The organism is Agromyces aureus (genome assembly GCF_001660485.1).
GTDB lineage: Bacteria > Actinomycetota > Actinomycetes > Actinomycetales > Microbacteriaceae > Agromyces > Agromyces aureus.
This window is the reverse complement of sequence record NZ_CP013979.1, coordinates 427,773-446,381: the sequence shown is the minus strand read 5'-3', so window position 1 is coordinate 446,381 and position 18,609 is coordinate 427,773. Positions and strand designations below refer to the sequence as shown.

Below are 18,609 nucleotides of genomic sequence, written 5' to 3'. Positions count from 1 at the left end.
CCCGCTCCGCGCGGCCGAGGCGCCGATACCGTGACGCCATGGCAACCAGTGCGACCATCGCCCCGGCCGCCCTGTCCATCGATCCGGGCACGGCGGCGACGCTCACGGTCAGCGTGCTCAACGACACGCTGCTCGTCGAGTCGTTCGAGCTGACCGCGCTCGGCGGCGCCGCGGCGTGGACGCGCATCGAACCCGCGATGCTCACGATCTACCCGGGCCAGACCGAGACGGCGACGGTCACGGTGCTCGCGCCCCGCCTGCCCGACTCGGTCGTGGGCCAGGTCGCGCTGGGCATCCGCGCTCGTGCGGTCGAGCAGCCCGAGGTGCAGGTCGTCGCCGAGGCGATGCTCACCGTGACCCCCTTCGCCGAGACCGAGGCCGAGCTGCTGCCCCGCATCGCGCACGGCCGGGGCCGCAAGCGGGTGCGGGTCGCCATCGACAACCGCGGAAACGTGCCCATGGTCGCGTCGATCGCGGGCCAGAGCGACGACCGCCTCGGGCTCTCCACGCCGACACCGGATGTCTCGGTCGACCCGGGCCACACCGAGTTCGTCGACATCGACCTTCGGCCCCGCAACCGGGTGTGGCGCGGCGACCCCGTCACCCACCAGTTCACGGTGCTCGTCGCGCCCGAGGGAACCGACGAGCCGTTCGTGCTGCCCGGCAGCTACGTGCAGGAGCGCGTGTTCCCGAAGTGGCTCTGGAAACTCCTGCTCGCCCTGCTCGCCCTCCTCCTCCTTCTGCTCGCCCTCTGGTTCTTCGTGCTGAAGCCGACCATCGAGTCCGCCGCGCGCGACGCGGTCGAGGAGCCGCTCGCCCAGGCGAACGAGCAGGCCGACTCGGCGTCGAAGCAGGCCGGCGCTGCGGCCGAGCAGGCCGACTCCGCCGCGCAGAAGGCGAACGACGCGCTCGAGGCCGTCGGCCAGTCGACCGAGCCGGTCCAACCCGTGTCCGCGGCGACCGACGTCGACATCCGCTTCGAGTTGTCGGATGCCCCGGGCGGCGCCGCCGACGAGAGCGACCGCTGGGTCGTGCCGGCCAATGCGGTGCTGCGCATCACCGACGTCGTGATCAGCAACCCTCGCGGCGACTTCGGCATCCTGACGATCGAGAACCGCGACGTGGTGGCCCCGATCTTCACGACCGGGCTCGAGAACTTCCGCGACATCGACTTCCACTTCGTGACGCCGCTGCAGCTCGCCGAAGAGGACGAGCTCTTCGCGAAGCTCGAGTGCACGAGGGTCGCCCCGCCCGTGACCGGACCCGCCCGCACCGAGTGCGGCGCCTCGGTCCTCATCACGGCCCGAGTGGTCACGCAGACCGGCTGATGCCCACCGGGCCCGCGCTCCGAGCCGGCGACACGGCGTTGTGCGCCCTGTCCGACGGGCCGAAGCCGCACGTCGGCGGACCCATCACGCCCGCCGCCGCGGTCATGACGGTGCTCATCGCCAACATGCCCGCCGCCGTCGCGAACGCCATGCCCGGCGGCATCGTCTGCGTCTCCCCCGCGCCGAACGGCATCGCCCAGGGCAGCATGACCGTGCTGATCGGCGGCTTCCCGGCGGCCCGGGTGGGCGACCTCAGCATGCACGGTCAGCCGATCGCACCGGGTCCTGGCGCACCGACGGTCATCATCGGCGGGTGAGGCGCGGCGTCGGGCTCAGGCGCAGGTCACCGGCCCGGTGTCGACACCCCCGGCAGCAGCCACGCGGTGAAGCTCGGCCCATCGGCTTCGAGGTGCACGAGGGCTTCGGATGCCGCGAGCCGGCCGTCGCCGTACAGGGCCGTCGCGACATCCGCACCGTCGGCGGCCGAGCCGAGGCCGACGAGCGCCCCCGCGTCGAACTCGAGCCGTGCGGCGGCGCGGGCCGCGAACACGAGCACCGAGGCCTCCGTGGATTCGCGGATGAACGCCACGGCGTCGTCGCCGACCGCGAGCCAGCGGATGCCGCCGGTCGCGAGCACCGGGTGTTCGCGCCGCAGCCGCAGCAGCGCGCGGTAGGTCTCGAGCACGGGCGCCACCTCCGGCGAGGTCTCGGTGCCCCATGGCATGGGCGTGCGCGACGCCTCGCCGTCTTCGCCCGTGAGGCCGAACTCGTCGCCCGCCCACACGACCGGGATGCCGGGCAGCGTCGCTGCGAGGCCGAGCGCCACCGGCACCGTGCCGGGCCGCGCGTTGGTCGCGAAGCGCGGGGTGTCGTGGGTGTCGAGCGCGTTCATGGTCGCGGCGCGCGTGCGCCACGGGAACTCGGCCGCGAACCGCAGGTGGGTCGCGACGAACTCACCGCCAGTGAACGTCGGCACCCGGCCGAGCGCGAAGCCGATGCCGCCGCCACCGAGGCTGCCCGGCTCGAGCAGCCAGCTCCACAGCGGGCGGGTGAACGGCGTGTAGGTCATGGCACCATGCCACGCGTCGCCTTGGAAGTCGCTCGCGGCGTCGTTCGTCGACTCGCCGAGCAGGATGGTGTCGGGGTTCACGTCGAGCATGGTTCGGCGGATCGTCTGCCGCACCTCGGCGTTCAGGTCGGCCGCGCCGAGCCGCCCGGTCATGTTCGCGACGTCGATGCGCCAGCCGTCGAGGCCGAACGGCGCCTGCAGGTACTTGGCCACGACCGAGTCGGGCCCCTCGATGAAGCGGCGCCGCAACTCGCTCGAGCTCCAGTCGAACTTCGGCAGGCTCGGCACGCCGAGCCAGGACTCGTAGCCGGCGTCGGCTCCCTCGCCGTCGAAGAAGTAGAAGGAGCGCTCGGCCGCCGCGGGGTCGGCCTGCGCCGCCCGGAACCACTCGTGCGCATCGCCCGAGTGGTTCGACGTGAGGTCGCCGATGACGCGGATGCCGCGGGCGTGCGCCGCCTCGACGAGTCGCACGAGCGCGTCGTCTCCGCCGAGCAGGTCGTCGACGTGGTCGAACGTCGACGCGTCGTACCGGTGGTTCGAGCGTGCGGGGAAGACCGGCGTCAGGTAGAGCAGGTCGATGTCGAGGGACTCGAGGTGGTCGAGCTTCTCGCGCACGCCGTCGAGGTCGCCCCCGTAGAACTGGCCCGAGCGGTACGGCGGGTCGAGACGCTGCGGGTCATCCCATTCGGCCGGGAACGCCCAGTCGGGCGCGGGGCGCGCGTCAGCGGCAGCCGACCGCGCGAACCGATCGGGGAACACCTGGTACAGGATGCTCGACGCGGCCCACTCGGGCGCGGGCTCGTGCGCCACGAGCCGGAAGTCGTCGCGATCGCGCGTCTCGGTGCCGCTGAGGCCGAGCTGGTTCAGCCAGTGCTGCCGGCCGTCGGCGCCCACGAGCAGCCAGCGGTAGCCGTGCACGGGGTTCTCGACCTCGACGTCGGCCTGCCACCACTGCCAGCCATCGATGGTCGCGACGACGGATGCCTCGTCGAACCGCGGCTCCCGGTTCGGGTTCGACCGGGTACCCACCCACGAGAGCTGCCCGATCGACGAACCGTCGGCCGCCGTCGCGTCGGCCGGCACGCGCAGCCGCACCGACACGGTCTCGCCGAGCGCGGGCGCTGCGTTCGAGACGTGCAGCGGCGACCCGTCGTGGTGCGGAACCAGCGGACTCGGCTTGGCGGTCATGCGTTCACCCTTCCATCCCCGTGTGACAACGGCATGAACGCCGGCGCCGCGGCATCCGCTCGCCTACTTGACCGCGCCGGCCGTCAGCCCGCCCACGATGTACTTCTGCAGGAAGAGGAACAGCGCGACGACCGGCAGCGCCGCGATGACGGCTCCGGCCGAGAACGCGCTCCAGTCCGCGTAGCGCGGGTTCGAGACGAGCTTGGTGAGGCCGACCGCGAGGGTCTGCTTCTCGGTGTCGATGAGCAGCACCGAGGCCACGACGAACTCGTTGACCGACGCGATGAACGAGAGCAGCGCGACGACCGCGAGGATCGGCGCCACGAGCCGCAGGATGATCGTGAAGAAGATGCGGGCGTGCCCGGCGCCGTCGATCTTGGCGGCCTCGTCGATCGACTGCGGGATCGTGTTGAAGAATCCGTACATCAGGTACGTGTTCACGCCGAGCGCGCCGCCGAGGTAGACCATGATCAGGCCGATGTGCGTGTTCAGGCCGATCGCCGGGAAGAGATCGCCGATCGCGCTCATGAGCAGGAAGATCGCGACGACCGCGAGCAGCTGCGGGAACATCTGCACCACGACGATGCCGATGAGGCCGAACCGTCGACCCGTGAACCGCATGCGCGAGAACGAGTAGGCGGCGAGCGCGCCGAGGAACACCGTGAGCAGCGCGGTGATGCCCGCGATCATGAGCGTGTTGCCGAGCCAGGTCGTGAAGGGCACCTGCGGGTCGGTCAGGATCCGCACGTAGCTGTCGAGCCCGATCTTCGAGAAGAGGGCGTTCGATCCGGTGAGCGTGCCGTTGGGGTTCAGCGACGACGAGATCACGAACACGATCGGGAACAGCGAGAACAGGAGCATCAGCACGCCGACGATGTGACGCCATCCGGTCGCGCGGAACCAGCGGCCGAAGTTGAACGGACGCTTCGGCATCTCGCGCACGGGGCCGTCGCCCTCGAGCGAGGCGTGCGCGCGCGTCGAGTCGTCGAACTCCTCGAGCTCACCCACGATGAGGCCGGCCTGCGTGCCGGGAACGGGCTTGCGTGCCATCAGTTCAGCTCCTCGAGGGACTTGGTTCGGCGGAACGCGATGATCGAGATCACGGCCACGATGAGGAAGATGAGGATCGAGTAGGCGCTCGCGAGACCGTAGTCGCGCGTCTGCCCGGTGAAGGCGACCTTGTAGACCATCGAGATCAGGATGTCGGTGAACCCGACGGGGATCGGCGCGTTCGAGTCGCGCGGGCCGCCGTCGGTGAGCATGTAGATCACGTTGAAGTTGTTGAAGTTGAACGCGAACGACGCGATGAGCAGTGGCGCCACGCTGACGAGCAGCAGCGGCAGCTTGATGAGGCGGAAGACCGCCCACGGCTTCGCCCCGTCGACGGTCGCGGCCTCCTGCAGCTCTTCGGGAATCGACTGCAGCGCGCCCATGCACACGAGGAACATGTACGGGAACCCGAGCCAGAGGTTCACGATGAGCACCGAGACCTTGGCGAGCCATGGATCGGTGAGCCATGGAACGGATGCCCCGCCGAGCAGCACCTGGTTGATGAAGCCGAAGCTCTCGTTCATCATGCCCGCCCAGACCAGCGCCGAGAGGAACGACGGGATCGCGTACGGGAGGATGATCAGCACCCGGTAGAACTTGCGGCCGCGCATGCGGGCGTCGTTGAAGACGATCGCGAGGAACAGGCCGAGGAAGAACGTCGACGCGACCGAGATGAGCGCGAACGCGAAGGTCCAGAGGGTCACGTAGATGAGCGGGCCCGCGAGTCGCTCGTCGGTGACGGCGCGCACGAAGTTGTCGAAGCCGATGACGATCTGCCAGCCGGGCAGCAGCTCGGTGCCGTCTTCGGCGGTGAACGCGCCCGTGCCGATGTCGGAATAGACCGTGCCGGAGTCCAGGTCGGTCATGGTGCCGGCGGCCTCGTCGTACTCGAGCGTGGAGATGTAGAGGTAGGCGCTGGAGGCGTCGGGCGTGCGGATCGCGCCGTCGTTCGGGTCGCTCGAGTAGGGCACCGCGAGTTCGGTGATCTCGTCGGTGCGGGCGAGCACCTCGGCGAAGTTCAGCGTCGTCCAGCCGTCGACGGCGACCGCCTTGTCGCCGTCGAACTCGGCCGAGACGGACTCGAGCGGCTGCTCGGCCGTGCCGACGAGGGCGTCGCCGTCGGGGTCGGTCACGAGCAGGCCGAGTTCACCGCCGCGGTCGACGACGGTGACGGGGTAGGTCGGCGAGTCCTCGACGCGCTCGAGCGAGGAGGCCATGAGCGACGAGACCGCCTGCTCCTTGGAGCCGTTGTGGCCCGTGCCGTAGTTCGTGAAGGCGATGTACCCGGTGTAGACGAGCACGAACACCTGGAAGACGACGAGGAAGATGACGCCGGGCGTGAGGTACTTCGCGGGCAGCTTGCGGCGCGAGAAGTAGATCCAGTTGACGGCGATCGCGACGATCGCGACGATCGCCGCGACCAGCCACTGCCCGGCGCCGACCAGGATGATGATGCCGAAGATCGCGAGCGCATCGACGATGCCGAGGCCCAGCAGCTTCACGAGCAGCACCTTGACGCCGACGGATGCCGCGTCGGCGATGCCTGCGGCCTGTCGCTGTCGTCGCGTGGGCGGCGTGCCGCCGGGTGCACCCGTCGTGGGGTCGCCGGCCGTGGCCTGGCCTTCAGTGGTCGTGCTCATGCTGCCTTGGTCTTCCTGTCGCGTCGATCGAGAGGATGGTGGTCGAGGAGGGATCGAAGCGACCGTATCGAGACCCTGTGCGGGCCTCGATACGGTGCTTCATCGCTCCTCGACCACCGGAGGGATCAACTCGCGTCGATCGCCGCCTGCACGTCGGTGGCGAGCTTCTGCCACGTGGCGACCGGGTCGGCACCGTTGATGATGTCGGCCTCGGCGATGCCCCAGTACTGCCAGACCTGGCCCATGGCCGGGATCGCGGGCATCGGCACGGCGTCGGCACCGGCGGCGGCGAAGCCGGCGATGATCGGGTCGCTCGAGGCGGTCTCGGCGGCCGCGGCGTTCGCGGGCAGGATGTTGCCGGCCTTGAACAGCTCGAGCTGGGTGTCCTCGCTGCCGAGGTAGTTGACGAGGAAGTCGTTCGCGGCGACCTTGTTCTTCGACTCGGCCGAGATGAAGAAGCCCTTGACGCCGGCGAACGGCTGGGCCGGGTCGGAGGTCGGGCTCGGGGTCGGGTCGACCGCGACGTTGATGCCGGCGTCGACGGCTGCGCCGACGTTCCACGGGCCGGTCAGCCAGAAGGCGGCCGTACCGTCGATGAAGGCCTGCTTGGCGATGTCACCGTCGATGTCGGTGTTGAAGACGCCGGTGCCGTTCTTGCCCTGCGCGCCGAGCCAGGTGGCGAACGCGTTGCCGCCCTCGTTGCCGAGCTGCAGGTCGGTCGCGTCGTAGCCCTTGTCGGTCGAGCCGAAGACGGGAGCGCCGAACGCGGTCTGGAACGGGTAGAGGTGGTACGGGTTGCCCTCTGCACCCTGCTCGACGACGAACGGCTGGGTGAGGCCGGCGGCCTGGCCCTTCGCGATCATGTCGTCGAAGCTCGTGGCGGCCTCGGGAACGAGGTCGGCGTTGCGCAGCACGGCGATGTTCTCGACCGCGTACGGGAGCATGTAGACGGTGCCCTCGTAGGTCGAGGCGTCGATCGCGACCGGCAGGTAGTCTGCGGCGGAGTCGCCGAGCTCGAGCGGCGCCACGACGCCGTTCGTCGACAGCTCGCCGAGCCAGTCGTGGGCACCCATGGTGATGTCGGGGCCCTTGCCGGTCGGCACCTGCTGAATGAAGTCGTCCTTGATGTCGGCGTTGTCCTTGCCGACGAGGTCGACCTTCACGCCGGTCTTCTCGGTGTAGGCGTCTGCGGCGCTCTTCAGCGCGTCGACGCGCTCGGCGTCGACCCAGACGGTCAGCGTGCCGCTGGCCGAGGCTTCGCTCTCGGAACCGCTGTCGCCCGATGCGCAGCTCGCGAGGCCGAGCGTCGCGACGACCGCGAGCGCGCCTGCGGCGACGAGGCTCTTCGTGTTCACCCTCATTGGTGTGCCCTTCTCAGTGTGCGTGAGACCGGCGCCTTCGCCGGGCGACTTCGCGCGTAACCCCTGAATGAGGGACAGCGCGTGCACCGAGACCGAAAGGCCGTTCTTCCGTGTGGAATGCCCGCAAGAAATGCAAGCGATTACAGGTATACCTTTCATCAAGTCAATCGCCAAACCGGGAAGCGTCTATCGATACGGGTTTGTGACCATTCGCGTTTCCACGTGGTTATGCAAGCGTTTCCATAGTGTTGACGGATGTCGTACAGTGTCGCCATGACTTCCGAGTGGTGGCGTACCGCCACGATCTACCAGATCTATCCACGCTCCTTCGCCGACGCGAACGGCGACGGCATGGGCGACCTCGCCGGCATCACCGCGCACCTCGTCGACCTGCAGGAGCTCGGCATCGACGCCATCTGGCTGTCGCCGTTCTACACGTCGCCCCAGAAGGACGCCGGATACGACGTCGCCGACTACTGCGACGTCGACCCGTTGTTCGGCACGCTCGCCGATTTCGACGCGATGCTGGCCGAGGCGCACGCCCGCGGCATCCGAGTCATCGTCGACCTCGTGCCCAACCACTCGTCGAGCGCGCACGCCTGGTTCCAGGCCGCCCTCGCCGCCGAGCCGGGCAGCGCCGAGCGCGCCCGCTACCTGTTCCGCGACGGACGCGGTGCGAACGGCGACGAGGCCCCGAACAACTGGGAGTCCGTCTTCGGCGGACCCGCATGGACGCGCATCACCGAGGCCGACGGCACGCCCGGCCAGTGGTACCTGCACATCTTCGACAGCTCGCAGCCCGACTTCGACTGGACCAACCCCGAGGTGCACGAGGAGTTCCGGCGCATCCTGCGGTTCTGGCTCGACCGCGGCGTCGACGGCTTCCGCGTCGACGTGGCGCACGGCATGGCCAAGGTCGAGGGCCTGCCCGACTACACGCCGCCAGCCGAGGGCGGCAGCATGGGCGGCGCGGCCGGCGTCGATGGCGCGGCCGGCGTCGACGGTGCCGGCGGAGGTGCGACCGGCGTCGCCCTCGAGCCCGCGATCAGCGACGAGGCGCCCGCCGGCGCACCCTACTGGGGCCAGGACGGCGTGCACGACATCTTCCGCGACTGGCGAACGTTGCTCGACGAATACCCCGGCGACCGCATCCTGGCCGCCGAGGCGTGGGTCGACCCGCTGGCGCGCCTCGCGAACTGGGTGCGCCCCGACGAGATGCACCAGTCGTTCAACTTCGCCTACCTCGAGACCCCGTGGGAGGCCGAAGCCCTCCGCTCGGTCGTCGACGCCTCGCTCGCCGCGTTCGGCGCCGTCGGCGCACCCTCGACCTGGGTGCTCTCGAACCACGACGTCGTACGACACGCCACGCGCCTGTCGGTGACCGAGCCGAACCCGCAGGGCCACGGCCTCGGACCCCGCTCCAAGGGCCTGCCCGAGTACGCCACCGGCGTGCGCCGCGCCCGCGCGGCCACCGCGTTCATGCTCGCGCTGCCAGGCTCGTCGTACCTCTACCAGGGCGAGGAGCTCGGCCTGCCCGAGGTCATCGACCTGCCAGACGACGCACGTGAGGACCCCACGTGGTTCCGCACGAACGGCGAGCGCTACGGACGCGACGGATGCCGCGTGCCGCTGCCCTGGAACGCGGATGCCGCGAACTACGGCTTCGGCGCGACCGGCACCCCCTGGCTGCCGCAGCCCGAGCTCTGGCGCACGCTCGCGCGCGACGCGCAGCGCGGCGACGCGGACTCCACGCTCGAGCTCTACCGGGCCGCCCTGCGCCTGCGGCGCGAGCACGCGCTCGGCGCGGGCACCCTCGAGTGGATCTCGCTCAAGGGCGTCGACGACCCCGCGGTGCTCGCCTTCCGCAACGGCGACGTGATCGTCGTGGCGAACACCGGCTCGAACGCCGTGCCGCTGCCCGCCGGCGAGGTGCTGCTCGCGAGCGCGCCGCTCGCCGGCGGCTCACTGCCCGGCGACACCACGGTCTGGATCGCCGCCTAGCCTCGGCTCGCCGCCTCCGAACGGGTCGCCGTCATCGTGTCTCCACGGTGACGGCGACCTCGACGGCGTAGTCGTCTTCACTCATCCCGAGCACGGTCTGCCGCACCTCCAGGGTGCGCAGTCCGTCGATCGGTCGATGGGCGAGCGCGTCGAAGAGCGCGACGACGGCCGGATGGGTGGCCCCGTCGGGGAGCGTCTCGCCCTCGGTCGGGCGCCAGGTCGCCACCAGTTCGACGCGGGCCGGCACCACTCCCGAGAACGCCTCCGCGCCGAACCGTTCATCGTCGACCTCGACGGGGGTTGGCCAGCAGCAGACGACCTCGACGGCCCCCTGCTCGCCGGCCCTGAGCGTGGTCCAGAACTGACCGCTCGGGCCGAGATCCGACGCACGCAGGCGCTCGAACAGCTCGGCGAGCACCGCTTCGGCGTCGTCGTCGGACATCGAACCGGCATCCTGCGCATCGACGGAGATCGCCTGCCCGACGAACGGTTGCGCGACCATCTCCCGCTCGACCACCGCGACGGGGGCGGCCAACACGCGAACCACGGCCTCGGCATCCGCGAAGGCCCGGTCTTCGCGTGCTCGGTCCTCGAGCACACGCCGACGGCGCTCCGACAGGGCATCGCGCGCGCCTCCACCCGCGACGACCGCGGCGACGGCCGGAAGCGGAACTCCGGCGTCTCGGAGCGCACGGGCGATCACCCCGGCACGCACCTGGCCCTCCCCGTACCGTCGGTACCCCGACCGGTCGTCGACCTCGGCCGGAACCAGCACGGCCTTCTCGTCGTAGTGGCGAAGCGCCTTGACGCTCAGCCCCGTCACACCCGCGAACTCACCGATCTGCAGCATGATTCCAGCATCGCGGCTCCCCCTACCGGAGAGTCAAATCTCGACGGCAGGCACTCGGCGCCCGGCCGAGGTCAGTTGGTGTTGGCGTAGAGCCACTCGAGCGGGTCGACCCACTCGCCGTTGATACCGCCGATGCGGATCTCGAAGTGCAGGTGGGGACCGGTCGACATGCCGGTGTTGCCCGTGTTGCCGACGACGTCGCCCACGTGCACCGTGTCGCCGATCTCGAAGCGGCGCGAGTCGTACTGCATGTGCGCGTACACGCTCGTGACGGTCTGCCCGTCGATCTGGTGATCGATCATGGTGACCACGCCGAGCGAGCCGCCCGAGTCGGTCGAACCGGACACGACGCCGTCGGCGATCGCCTGGATCTCGGCGCCGTAGCCGGGGTTGAAGTCCTGGCCGTGGTGGTCTTCGGAGCAGCCGGCGCAGTCGCGGTAGCCGAACCGGTCGCCGATGTGCACGCCGACGGCGAAGGGCCACTGGATCGTGCCGCTGGGGTTGTTCGTGAAGGTCGCCTCGGGGCGGATGCCGGCGGCCTCGGCGTACTCCTCGATCGTCTGCGCCGCGTACCCCTCGCGGTCGACCGACTGCGCGACGACGTCGCCGTTGATGAGCATGCGCTGCCCGTCGATCGAGTCGGTGCCGTACTGGGTGAGGGCGAGCGCCTGCACGTCGTCTTCGGTGAGCAGCGAGAGCGCGGGGATCGTCGTGGTCACGGCGAGCATCGCGACGAAGCTCATGGCCACGATGCTGGCGATGCCGCGGGCCCTGCGGCGCTGCGGGCGGGGTGCGGTGCGCGGTGCGCGTTCGGCAGGCGCGGGCGCTTCGGCGATGCTGCGACGGCGACCCTGATGCGGCGCCGACGCGGTCGCGGCGGCGGGGGTTCCCGACCGACGCGACGAGCGAGCGGATGCCGCGGGCTGGCGGCTCGCGGGATGACGCTGATGCGATGCGGCGGTCGCCGGGGCCTCGGTCGGTGCCGCGGTGTCGGACGCCAGGCCGAAGATGTCCAGACCCGAGATCTCGGTCGTGGCGGGGATCGACAGCGGCGTCGGGCGCGGCGCGGCGGTGGGGATCGGCGGCACGGAACCGCTGGAGGCGTCGGACCGCGACGGGACCTGGGTCGGAGCCCCCTGATCGAACGCACGGCGGGCGCGACGCGAGGAGTCCGCGGCGGGCGCCTGAGGTGCCGGTGCGGTCACGGCGGCCTGCGCAGGCGCAGGTGCAGCGGGCGCGACCTGGGCTGCCGCCGCACGACCGCCGAACAGGTCGTCGAACGCCGGGCGCGCCGGCGCTGCCTGAGCGGCCGGCGCGATCGAAGCCGGTTGCACCGGCGCTGCGGGAGCGCCGGGCGCCGCGATCGGAGCCGCGGCAGGCGCAACCGGAGCCGCCTGAGCCGTCGCAGCCGCCTGCGCGGCCTCGAGTTCGCGGAGTTCCCGACGCGTGAGGGGTCGCCCGGACCGCAGGGGATCCATGGTGCCGCGCGATGAGGCGTCGGGCACGAGGGGGGACTCGGGCACGGTAGGGAGACCTTCGACGATGAGATGGGGGAACGGAGGTGGCATCCCGACTCGTGCCGAGATTACAGATCGGTAAAGGCTACCCCGAACCCGTCTTCCTGCGCCATCGGATCGGGGTCTGATTCGTCGCCCGAAGTGCGATTCGCGACGCATTCCGCAGGACTCGTGCCGAACGGCCGCCGAACCCCGCGGAACCACGGCGAACCCGCCGCGCACCTCCGCCACCCTGCGAGACTCCTGCGAATCGAAGCCGGGCGATCGACCCAGCGCGCCGCCGCCCCGCGACCCGCGCGACGCGCCGGCGTCGCACCATCGACGCTCCGGCTCAGGCCTCGACGCCGGCCCGGCGCAGCAGGGCGACGAGCTCCTCGTGCAGCCCCGGGGCCGCCGCGACGAGCAGCTCGGAGTTCTCCCGCCCGCCGCGCGGACCCGTCACGCGTGCGCCCGCCTCGCGCGCGATGAGGCTGCCCGCCGCGTGGTCCCAGGCGTTGAGCCCGCGCTCGTAGTACGCGTCGACGCGTCCGGCGGCGAGCGCGCACAGGTCGAGCGCCGCAGAGCCGATGCGGCGGATGTCGCGCACCTCGGGCAGCACGCCGAGCAGCACCTCGGCCTGCCACCGCCGAAGCTCGGACGCGTAGCCGAATCCGGTCGCGACGAGCGCCTGGTGCAGCGGCACCTCCTCGTTCACCGCGAGCGGGCGTGCTGCCGCAGCCTGGCGACCCGTCGCGTGCGCTCCCCCGCCGGCGCTCGCCTCGAACAGCTCGCCGCTCGACGGGTCGAGCACGACTCCGGCCAGGGTCGCGCCGTCGATCGAGCCCGGGCCGCCCGCGGCATCCGCCCCACCGCGCTCGGCGACGGCGATGCTGATCGCCCACGACGGAATGCCGTAGAGGAAGTTCACGGTGCCGTCGATCGGGTCGACGATCCAGTCGACGCCGCTCGCGCCGATGTGCGCGGCGTCCTCCTCGCCGACGATGCCGTCGTCGGGGCGCGCATCGAGGATCAGCGAGCGGATGAGCTCCTCGGTGTCGCGATCGACCGCGGTGACGATGTCGGTCGAGGTCGACTTGGTCGCCGCCACGCTCACGCCGTGTCTGCGCTGCTCGAGCGCGAACTCCCCCGCCCGCACGGCGATGCCGTGAGCCAGAGCGAGCAGGTCTGCGGATGCCGCGGCGGAGGTCATGCCTCCAAGCTACGCTGCCGCCGCTCGCACGGCATCCGGCGCCGAGAAGCGCGGCCGCCGCTCACACGGCGTTCACCTCGGCGACACCCTGAGCCGCGAGACTGGGCGCCCACTCGGCGAAGGACGGCATGGCAACCGAACGACCGGGGCGTCGCATCGCACCCCGAACGGAACGCCCGCGCGGGTTCCGTCGCGACATCCAGGGGCTCAGGGCGATCGCGGTGCTCGTCGTGATCGCGTTCCACGCCGGGGTCCCCGGATTCAGCGGCGGGTACCTCGGCGTCGACGTGTTCTTCGTGATCTCCGGGTTCCTGATCGGCGGACCGCTCGTCGCCACGCTCCTCGAGGACCGGCGCGTGGACCTCGCGGCGTTCTACGCCCGGCGTGCGCGCAGGATCCTCCCCGCCGCGCTCGTCGTGACCGTGGTCACCGTCATCGCGTCGGTGATGATCGCGTCGCCCATCCGCCTCGCGCAGATCGCGACCGATGCGGCCTGGGCCGCATCGTCCGCCGTCAACGTCCGCTTCGCGATCCAGGAGACCGACTACCTGAACGGCACGGCGCCCTCGCCGCTGCAGCACTTCTGGTCGCTCGGGGTCGAGGAGCAGTTCTACCTGCTCGCGCCCCTGCTGCTGATCGGACTCTTCGCCCTCACGCGACGCACGCGACACGCGCGGCGCCTGACGTTCGCACTCGGCATCGCGATCCTCGCGGCCTCCTTCGCCGCGTGCCTCGTGCTCGGCGACTCGCCGTGGACCTTCTTCTCGCTGGCCACGAGGGCGTGGGAGCTCGGCGCGGGCATCGTCGCGGCACTCGCGGTGACCCGCCTCTCGCGGCTGGGACCTGCCGCCGTCGAGTTGCTCGCGAGCGTCGGAGCGACCCTCATCATGGTCGGGATCGCGCTCGGCGGCCTGCCGGAGTTCCCGCATCCCGGCATCGGCACCGTCATCCCGGTGCTCGGCACGGCCGTGCTGCTCGCGGTCGGCGGCACGGCGAGCGGGGAGGGCACGCTGGTGGCTCGCGGGCTCGGGCTGCGGCCCGCCGTCGCGATCGGCACGCTCTCGTACGCGCTCTACCTCGTGCACTGGCCCCTGCTCGCACTCGCAGGCGAGCGCGTCGACCACGTCACCACGCCCGGGCCGATCGCGGTCGGCGCGCTCATGGCGGTCGCCGTCGGTGGGGCCTGGGTGCTGCACCGTTTCGTCGAACTGCCCTTCCTCCGAACGGCGGGCCCGTCGCGGTCGGGGCCCCGCCGGGCGATCGTCGCCGGCCTGGCTGCGACCGCCGTCGTCGCCGGTTCGCTGCTCGCGGCGACGCCGTCGCTCGCCGCCGTTCCCCTGACCTCGAACCGCGAGGCGATGAGCCGAGATGTCGAACGCGAGCCGCAGGGCACGACGTACGTGCCGCGCAACGTGAGCCCCAAGCTCGCCGGCGCGGTCGACGACACCGGCCTGCTCTACGCGAACGGATGCCAGCAGGACAAGGAGTCCGCCGAGCTCGTCGTGTGCTCGTTCGGCCCGTCGGGCTCCGGCGGCGACCCGCAGGCCGTGGTCGACGTGCCGGGCGCGGGCGACGTCGCCACCGTCGTGCTCTTCGGCGACTCGCACGCCGGCCGCTGGTTCCCGGCGATGAGCGCGGCATTCGCCGGGCAGCCCGTTCGCCTCATCACGCTGACGAAGTCGGGATGCCGGTCCATCGAGTCGGCCTCGACCTGGTCGGATTCGCTCAACGCGTCGTGCTCGGCGTGGCGCACGGCGGCCATGGCCTGGATCATCGACGAGTCCCCCGACCTGACCGTGCTCGCCGACCATCTCGGGCGGCCGGTCGCCGGGCGGGAGGAACGGTACGAGCAGCAGTGGTCGGCCGCGACCGCGAGCACGCTGGAGCGGTTCCCCGATCCGACCAAGGTCGCGGTGCTCGCCGAGACGCCCGAGTTCGACGTGAGTCCGCCGATCTGCCTCGCGCGCCACCTCGAATCCGCCGAGACCTGCGACGAACCGCGCACGCGGGCCGTCAACGAGCACGCCGTGCGAGCCGTGCGCTCGGCTTCCCTCGCCGCCGGGGCGCAGTTCGTCGACTTCACCGACTGGTTCTGCAACGCCGACCGATGCCCGACCGTGATCGGAAACCGCCTCGTCTACGGCGACGAGCACCACGTGACGGCGACCTTCAGCGCCTCGATGGGCCCGGTCGTGCGCGACGCCCTGCTTCCGTCGCTCGCTGCCGCGCTCCGATGACGGCGAGGCTCGCAGCCCCGTGCGTCCTCAGCGAACCCTCGGGAACGACAGAGCTCGAAAACGACAGAGTTCGAAAACGACAGAGCTCGAAAACGACGAAGCCCCGGCTCAGTCGCATGGCGTCTGACCGGGGCTTTCGGTGGCGAGTGAGGGATTCGAACCCCCGAATGCTGAGCAGTCTGATTTACAGTCAGATCCCTTTGGCCGCTTGGGTAACTCGCCAGTCGCACCCGACCGAGTTCTGCACACAACCGGGGGCCCGTCAATAGTACCCGCGAGGTGCCGTGACGTGAAATCGATGCCGACAGCGGATGCCGCGGCATCCGCTCGCTCGATCGAAACCCCTGCTCAGGGCCGCGTTTCCGCTCGTTCCGACGGCCTATTGCGCCCGCCACCACGGCATCTCGGCCGTCGTGTTGTGGTCCTCGGAGGGGAACTCGGCGGTGTCGCCGGACGAGCCGGAAGCACCGGAAGAGCCCGGAGCACCCGTCGCAGCGCCGGCACCGTGCGACCCGTCGAGCGGCACGGTCTGGCGCGGCACGGCCGATGCCGCGGGCGCCACGACGATCTGCTGCGCCGCCGCCGCATCCGCCGCGGACTCTCGCTGGCGGCGATCGTCGTCGCGCCAGGCCTGCGACGAACCGCGAAGGCCCGCGCGCTGGATCGTGCGCTGAATCGTGAGCCCGCGCTCGTTCGGCCGCGGCACGAACCGGATGTCGCGGAGGCCCTGCTCCTGCGCCGCGGACTCGAACACGAAGTGCCCGTATCCGAGGATCCGGCCGATGAGCGGACGGTGCACCGAGATGTCGAGGATTCGTGCGAGCGGCATGGTCGCGATGTTCTGGGTGAGGATGCCGTGCACGCGGAACACGCGCATGTTCGTGATCACGAACCGGTCCATGCGGGCACCCATGATGCGCCACGACGCGTGCACGACGAGGCCGAGCGCCAGCAGCAGCGGCACCCAGTACGCCGTGGACGGCAGCCACAGGATGAGCAGCAGCACGGGGATCGCCAGCAGCGCCTCGAGGATCGCGCTCGCGACCGCGGCCCAGTGCTTGCTCACCTCGTCGACGACGAACTCGCCCTCGTCGGAGATCAGGTGCTGTTCGACGTTCGGGTCTCCGAAGGCGCCCATGGGATTACGACGAAGCGAGCGAGCTGAAGAACTGGCCGATCGCCTCGGTCGCGGTGAAGACCGCGCCGAACGCGCCCTGCACGACGTTGGCCGCATCTTCGGGGCGCGTGATGACGTAGAACGCGGCGAACACGACCACGAGCACGAGGATGATTCGCTTGACCCACTTCACGTGCGTGATTCCCTTCGGTTCGGCGGATGGCGGACACCGCCCCTCCCCCGAACGTGGGCCCGACCGTGCCTGTCTACCTTACGAGGGCGGCCCGGGCAACGCGCCACGCAGGCCCCAGCCGATAGGATGTCGAGGTTCAGCCCGACCGTACGGAGGCGCGATGGCCGGCATCGAAGAGGTCGCACGGCTCGCCGGCGTCTCGACCGCGACCGTGTCGCGCGCCCTCAGCGGCCGCGGACACGTCTCCGCGGCCTCCAAGTCGAAGGTGCTCGACGCGGCGGCCCAGCTCGGCTACGTCGTCTCGTCGAACGCATCGAGCCTCGCGTCGGGGCGCACGCGCAACATCGGCGTGGTGATCCCGTTCCTCAACCGCTGGTTCTTCTCCTCGGTGCTCGAGGGCGCGCAGGGTGCGCTGCTCCGCCACGGCTACGACCTCACGCTCTACAACCTGTCGGGCGACAGCGGTGAGCGCACGAGCGTGTTCGAGCACTTCCTGCTGCGCCAGCGCGTCGACGCCGTGATCGCCGTCTCGCTCGAGCTCACCGAACCCGAGGTGGCTCGCCTGCACGACCTCGGCAAGCCGCTGGTCGGGGTCGGCGGCCCGATCGAAGGCGTGCCCACGCTCACCATCGACGACGTCGCCGTCGCCAAGCTCGCCACCGAGCACCTGCTCGCGCTCGGGCACCGCCGCATCGCCCACATCGGCGGCGACCTCGAGAACGACCTCGACTTCCACCTGCCGACCAACCGTCGCCACGGCTACGAGAACGCGCTCCGCGAGGCCGGCATCGAGGTCGACGAACGGCTCTTCGCGCCGGCCGACTTCACGATCCGCGGCGGGTTCCATGCGGCGAAGCAGCTGCTGGGGGTGCCGCACGATCGGCCGACCGCGATCTTCGCGGCCTCCGACGAAATGGCCATCGGCTCGATCCTCGCCGCGCGCGAACTCGGGCTCGTCGTGCCGCGCGACGTGTCGATCATCGGCATCGACGACCACGACCTCGCCGACTTCTTCGGCCTGTCGACGGTCGCGCAGTTCCCCCGGTTCCAGGGCGAGAAGGCGGTCGAGATCCTCATGGAGCAGCTCGAACCCGGGTCGGATGCCGCGACGCCCGCCTCGACGCCCCTCCCGTTCGAGCTGCGCGTGCGCTCGTCGACGGCCACCCCGCCGCCGGCCTGACGCCGGCCCCGCCCACGGTTCGCGACGCACGAGCGCGCGCCGCGGCATCCGCTCTCCTGCTCATGCGCGCTGTTCGCGGAGGCGAGGCCCTCGGTAGACTGGCCCGCATGGCTGATTCCACGTTTGACATCGTCTCCAAGGTCGACCACATGGAGGCCGAGAACGCCGTCAACCAGGCGCGCAAAGAGGTCGAGCAGCGCTACGACTTCAAGAACGTCGGCGCCTCGGTCGAGTGGTCGGGCGAGAAGATCCTGCTGAAGGCGCAGACCGACGAGCGCGTCAAGGCCGTGCTCGAGGTCGTCGAGTCGAAGTTCATCAAGCGCGGCATCACGCTGCGCTCGCTCGACACGGGTGAGCCCTACCCCTCGGGCAAGGAGTTCCGCATCGAGATCGCGCTGAAGAACGGCATCGACAGCGAGAACGCGAAGAAGATCTCGAAGATCATCCGCGACGAGGCGCCCAAGACGGTCAAGAGCCAGATCCAGGGCGACGAGCTGCGTGTCTCGTCCAAGAGCCGCGACGACCTGCAGGCCACGATGGCGCTGCTCAAGGGCAAGGACCTCGACGTCGCCCTCCAGTTCACGAACTTCCGCTGAGCGCGGCGCGGCACGGCGCCGAGCGCGGCGCTCCTGAGGTGACTTCGATGCGGTGAGGACCACTCGAGCGTTCCTCACCGCGTCGAACCGTCC

At 70.7% G+C, this 18,609-nt stretch carries 15 protein-coding genes and 1 tRNA gene; 6 read left to right on the top strand and 10 right to left on the bottom strand.

All coding sequences use genetic code 11. The features are described from left to right. Positions 1–38 precede the first annotated feature (38 nt). Both ATC03_RS01885 and ATC03_RS01880 read left to right on the top strand, forming a co-directional pair. Positions 39–1,328 (top strand): COG1470 family protein, encoded by a 1,290-nt coding sequence (locus ATC03_RS01885; RefSeq protein ID WP_067872446.1) that lies wholly within the window; start codon positions 39–41, stop codon positions 1,326–1,328. Next, entirely contained in the window at positions 1,328–1,645 is a 318-nt protein-coding gene (locus tag ATC03_RS01880) for a PAAR domain-containing protein (protein ID WP_067872443.1), read from the top strand. The genes ATC03_RS01885 and ATC03_RS01880 overlap by 1 nt, the downstream gene beginning before the upstream one ends. Positions 1,646–1,671: 26 nt before the next feature. Here the strand turns inward: ATC03_RS01880 and ATC03_RS01875 are convergent, their stop codons facing one another. The 4 genes from ATC03_RS01875 to ATC03_RS01860 form a co-directional block, all read right to left on the bottom strand. Continuing rightward, complete coding sequence (locus ATC03_RS01875; protein ID WP_067872441.1) at positions 1,672–3,585, bottom strand: alpha-amylase family glycosyl hydrolase; 1,914 nt, start codon at positions 3,583–3,585, stop codon at positions 1,672–1,674. Positions 3,586–3,648: 63 nt separating this feature from the next. Further along, entirely contained in the window at positions 3,649–4,518 is an 870-nt protein-coding gene (locus ATC03_RS01870) for a sugar ABC transporter permease (RefSeq protein ID WP_067881134.1), read from the bottom strand. A gap of 116 nt (positions 4,519–4,634) precedes the next feature. Continuing rightward, positions 4,635–6,275: an ABC transporter permease subunit gene (locus tag ATC03_RS01865; RefSeq protein WP_084003192.1), complete on the bottom strand. Its 1,641-nt coding sequence runs from the start codon at positions 6,273–6,275 to the stop codon at positions 4,635–4,637. A gap of 125 nt (positions 6,276–6,400) precedes the next feature. Next, on the bottom strand, positions 6,401–7,636 hold the full coding sequence (locus ATC03_RS01860; protein ID WP_067872437.1) for a sugar ABC transporter substrate-binding protein: 1,236 nt from the start codon (positions 7,634–7,636) through the stop codon (positions 6,401–6,403). A gap of 273 nt (positions 7,637–7,909) precedes the next feature. On the opposite strand from ATC03_RS01860, the gene ATC03_RS01855 reads away from it, so the two are divergent. After that, the gene (locus tag ATC03_RS01855; RefSeq protein WP_227820199.1) at positions 7,910–9,637 is read left to right on the top strand and encodes a glycoside hydrolase family 13 protein; all 1,728 of its coding nucleotides are present in this window, start codon (positions 7,910–7,912) and stop codon (positions 9,635–9,637) included. 31 nt (positions 9,638–9,668) lie between these two features. On the opposite strand, the gene ATC03_RS01850 is transcribed toward ATC03_RS01855, so the two are convergent. From ATC03_RS01850 to ATC03_RS01840, 3 genes are all read right to left on the bottom strand, one after another. Beyond that, entirely contained in the window at positions 9,669–10,487 is an 819-nt protein-coding gene (locus tag ATC03_RS01850) for a MerR family DNA-binding transcriptional regulator (RefSeq protein WP_067872432.1), read from the bottom strand. Positions 10,488–10,558: 71 nt separating this feature from the next. Then, on the bottom strand, positions 10,559–12,010 hold the full coding sequence (locus tag ATC03_RS01845) for a M23 family metallopeptidase (RefSeq protein ID WP_067872430.1): 1,452 nt from the start codon (positions 12,008–12,010) through the stop codon (positions 10,559–10,561). 325 nt (positions 12,011–12,335) lie between these two features. Continuing rightward, complete coding sequence (locus ATC03_RS01840; RefSeq protein WP_067872428.1) at positions 12,336–13,193, bottom strand: inositol monophosphatase family protein; 858 nt, start codon at positions 13,191–13,193, stop codon at positions 12,336–12,338. A gap of 128 nt (positions 13,194–13,321) precedes the next feature. On the opposite strand from ATC03_RS01840, the gene ATC03_RS01835 reads away from it, so the two are divergent. After that, positions 13,322–15,430: an acyltransferase family protein gene (locus ATC03_RS01835; RefSeq protein WP_067872426.1), complete on the top strand. Its 2,109-nt coding sequence runs from the start codon at positions 13,322–13,324 to the stop codon at positions 15,428–15,430. Between the two features lie 140 nt (positions 15,431–15,570). On the opposite strand, the gene ATC03_RS01830 is transcribed toward ATC03_RS01835, so the two are convergent. The 3 genes from ATC03_RS01830 to ATC03_RS20715 all read right to left on the bottom strand — a co-directional run bounded on the left by ATC03_RS01830 (position 15,571) and on the right by ATC03_RS20715 (position 16,740). Beyond that, positions 15,571–15,652, bottom strand: a tRNA-Tyr gene (locus ATC03_RS01830). 157 nt (positions 15,653–15,809) lie between these two features. Next, on the bottom strand, positions 15,810–16,568 hold the full coding sequence (locus ATC03_RS01825) for a PH domain-containing protein (protein ID WP_067872424.1): 759 nt from the start codon (positions 16,566–16,568) through the stop codon (positions 15,810–15,812). A 4-nt stretch (positions 16,569–16,572) separates the two neighbouring features. Next, entirely contained in the window at positions 16,573–16,740 is a 168-nt protein-coding gene (locus tag ATC03_RS20715) for a hypothetical protein (RefSeq protein ID WP_169829217.1), read from the bottom strand. Between the two features lie 160 nt (positions 16,741–16,900). On the opposite strand from ATC03_RS20715, the gene ATC03_RS01820 reads away from it, so the two are divergent. Continuing rightward, positions 16,901–17,920 carry a LacI family DNA-binding transcriptional regulator gene (locus tag ATC03_RS01820; protein ID WP_067872421.1) on the top strand — a complete coding sequence of 340 codons (1,020 nt, stop codon included), beginning with the start codon at positions 16,901–16,903 and terminating at the stop codon, positions 17,918–17,920. Positions 17,921–18,027: 107 nt separating this feature from the next. After that, a complete protein-coding gene (locus tag ATC03_RS01815) occupies positions 18,028–18,516 on the top strand; it encodes a YajQ family cyclic di-GMP-binding protein (protein ID WP_067872418.1) in 489 nt (162 codons plus the stop codon). Positions 18,517–18,609 lie beyond the last annotated feature (93 nt).

Bases quoted from the DNA above. Each gene is read 5' to 3' on its own strand.
- ATC03_RS01885 (WP_067872446.1), top strand. From the start codon at position 39: ATGGCAACCAGTGCGACCATCGCCCCGGCCGCCCTGTCCATCGATCCG.
- ATC03_RS01880 (WP_067872443.1), top strand. From the start codon at position 1,328: ATGCCCACCGGGCCCGCGCTCCGAGCCGGCGACACGGCGTTGTGCGCC.
- ATC03_RS01875 (WP_067872441.1), bottom strand. From the start codon at position 3,585: ATGACCGCCAAGCCGAGTCCGCTGGTTCCGCACCACGACGGGTCGCCG.
- ATC03_RS01870 (WP_067881134.1), bottom strand. From the start codon at position 4,518: ATGCCGAAGCGTCCGTTCAACTTCGGCCGCTGGTTCCGCGCGACCGGA.
- ATC03_RS01865 (WP_084003192.1), bottom strand. From the start codon at position 6,275: ATGAGCACGACCACTGAAGGCCAGGCCACGGCCGGCGACCCCACGACG.
- ATC03_RS01860 (WP_067872437.1), bottom strand. From the start codon at position 7,636: ATGAGGGTGAACACGAAGAGCCTCGTCGCCGCAGGCGCGCTCGCGGTC.
- ATC03_RS01855 (WP_227820199.1), top strand. From the start codon at position 7,910: ATGACTTCCGAGTGGTGGCGTACCGCCACGATCTACCAGATCTATCCA.
- ATC03_RS01850 (WP_067872432.1), bottom strand. From the start codon at position 10,487: ATGCTGCAGATCGGTGAGTTCGCGGGTGTGACGGGGCTGAGCGTCAAG.
- ATC03_RS01840 (WP_067872428.1), bottom strand. From the start codon at position 13,193: ATGACCTCCGCCGCGGCATCCGCAGACCTGCTCGCTCTGGCTCACGGC.
- ATC03_RS01835 (WP_067872426.1), top strand. From the start codon at position 13,322: ATGGCAACCGAACGACCGGGGCGTCGCATCGCACCCCGAACGGAACGC.
- ATC03_RS01825 (WP_067872424.1), bottom strand. From the start codon at position 16,568: ATGGGCGCCTTCGGAGACCCGAACGTCGAACAGCACCTGATCTCCGAC.
- ATC03_RS01820 (WP_067872421.1), top strand. From the start codon at position 16,901: ATGGCCGGCATCGAAGAGGTCGCACGGCTCGCCGGCGTCTCGACCGCG.
- ATC03_RS01815 (WP_067872418.1), top strand. From the start codon at position 18,028: ATGGCTGATTCCACGTTTGACATCGTCTCCAAGGTCGACCACATGGAG.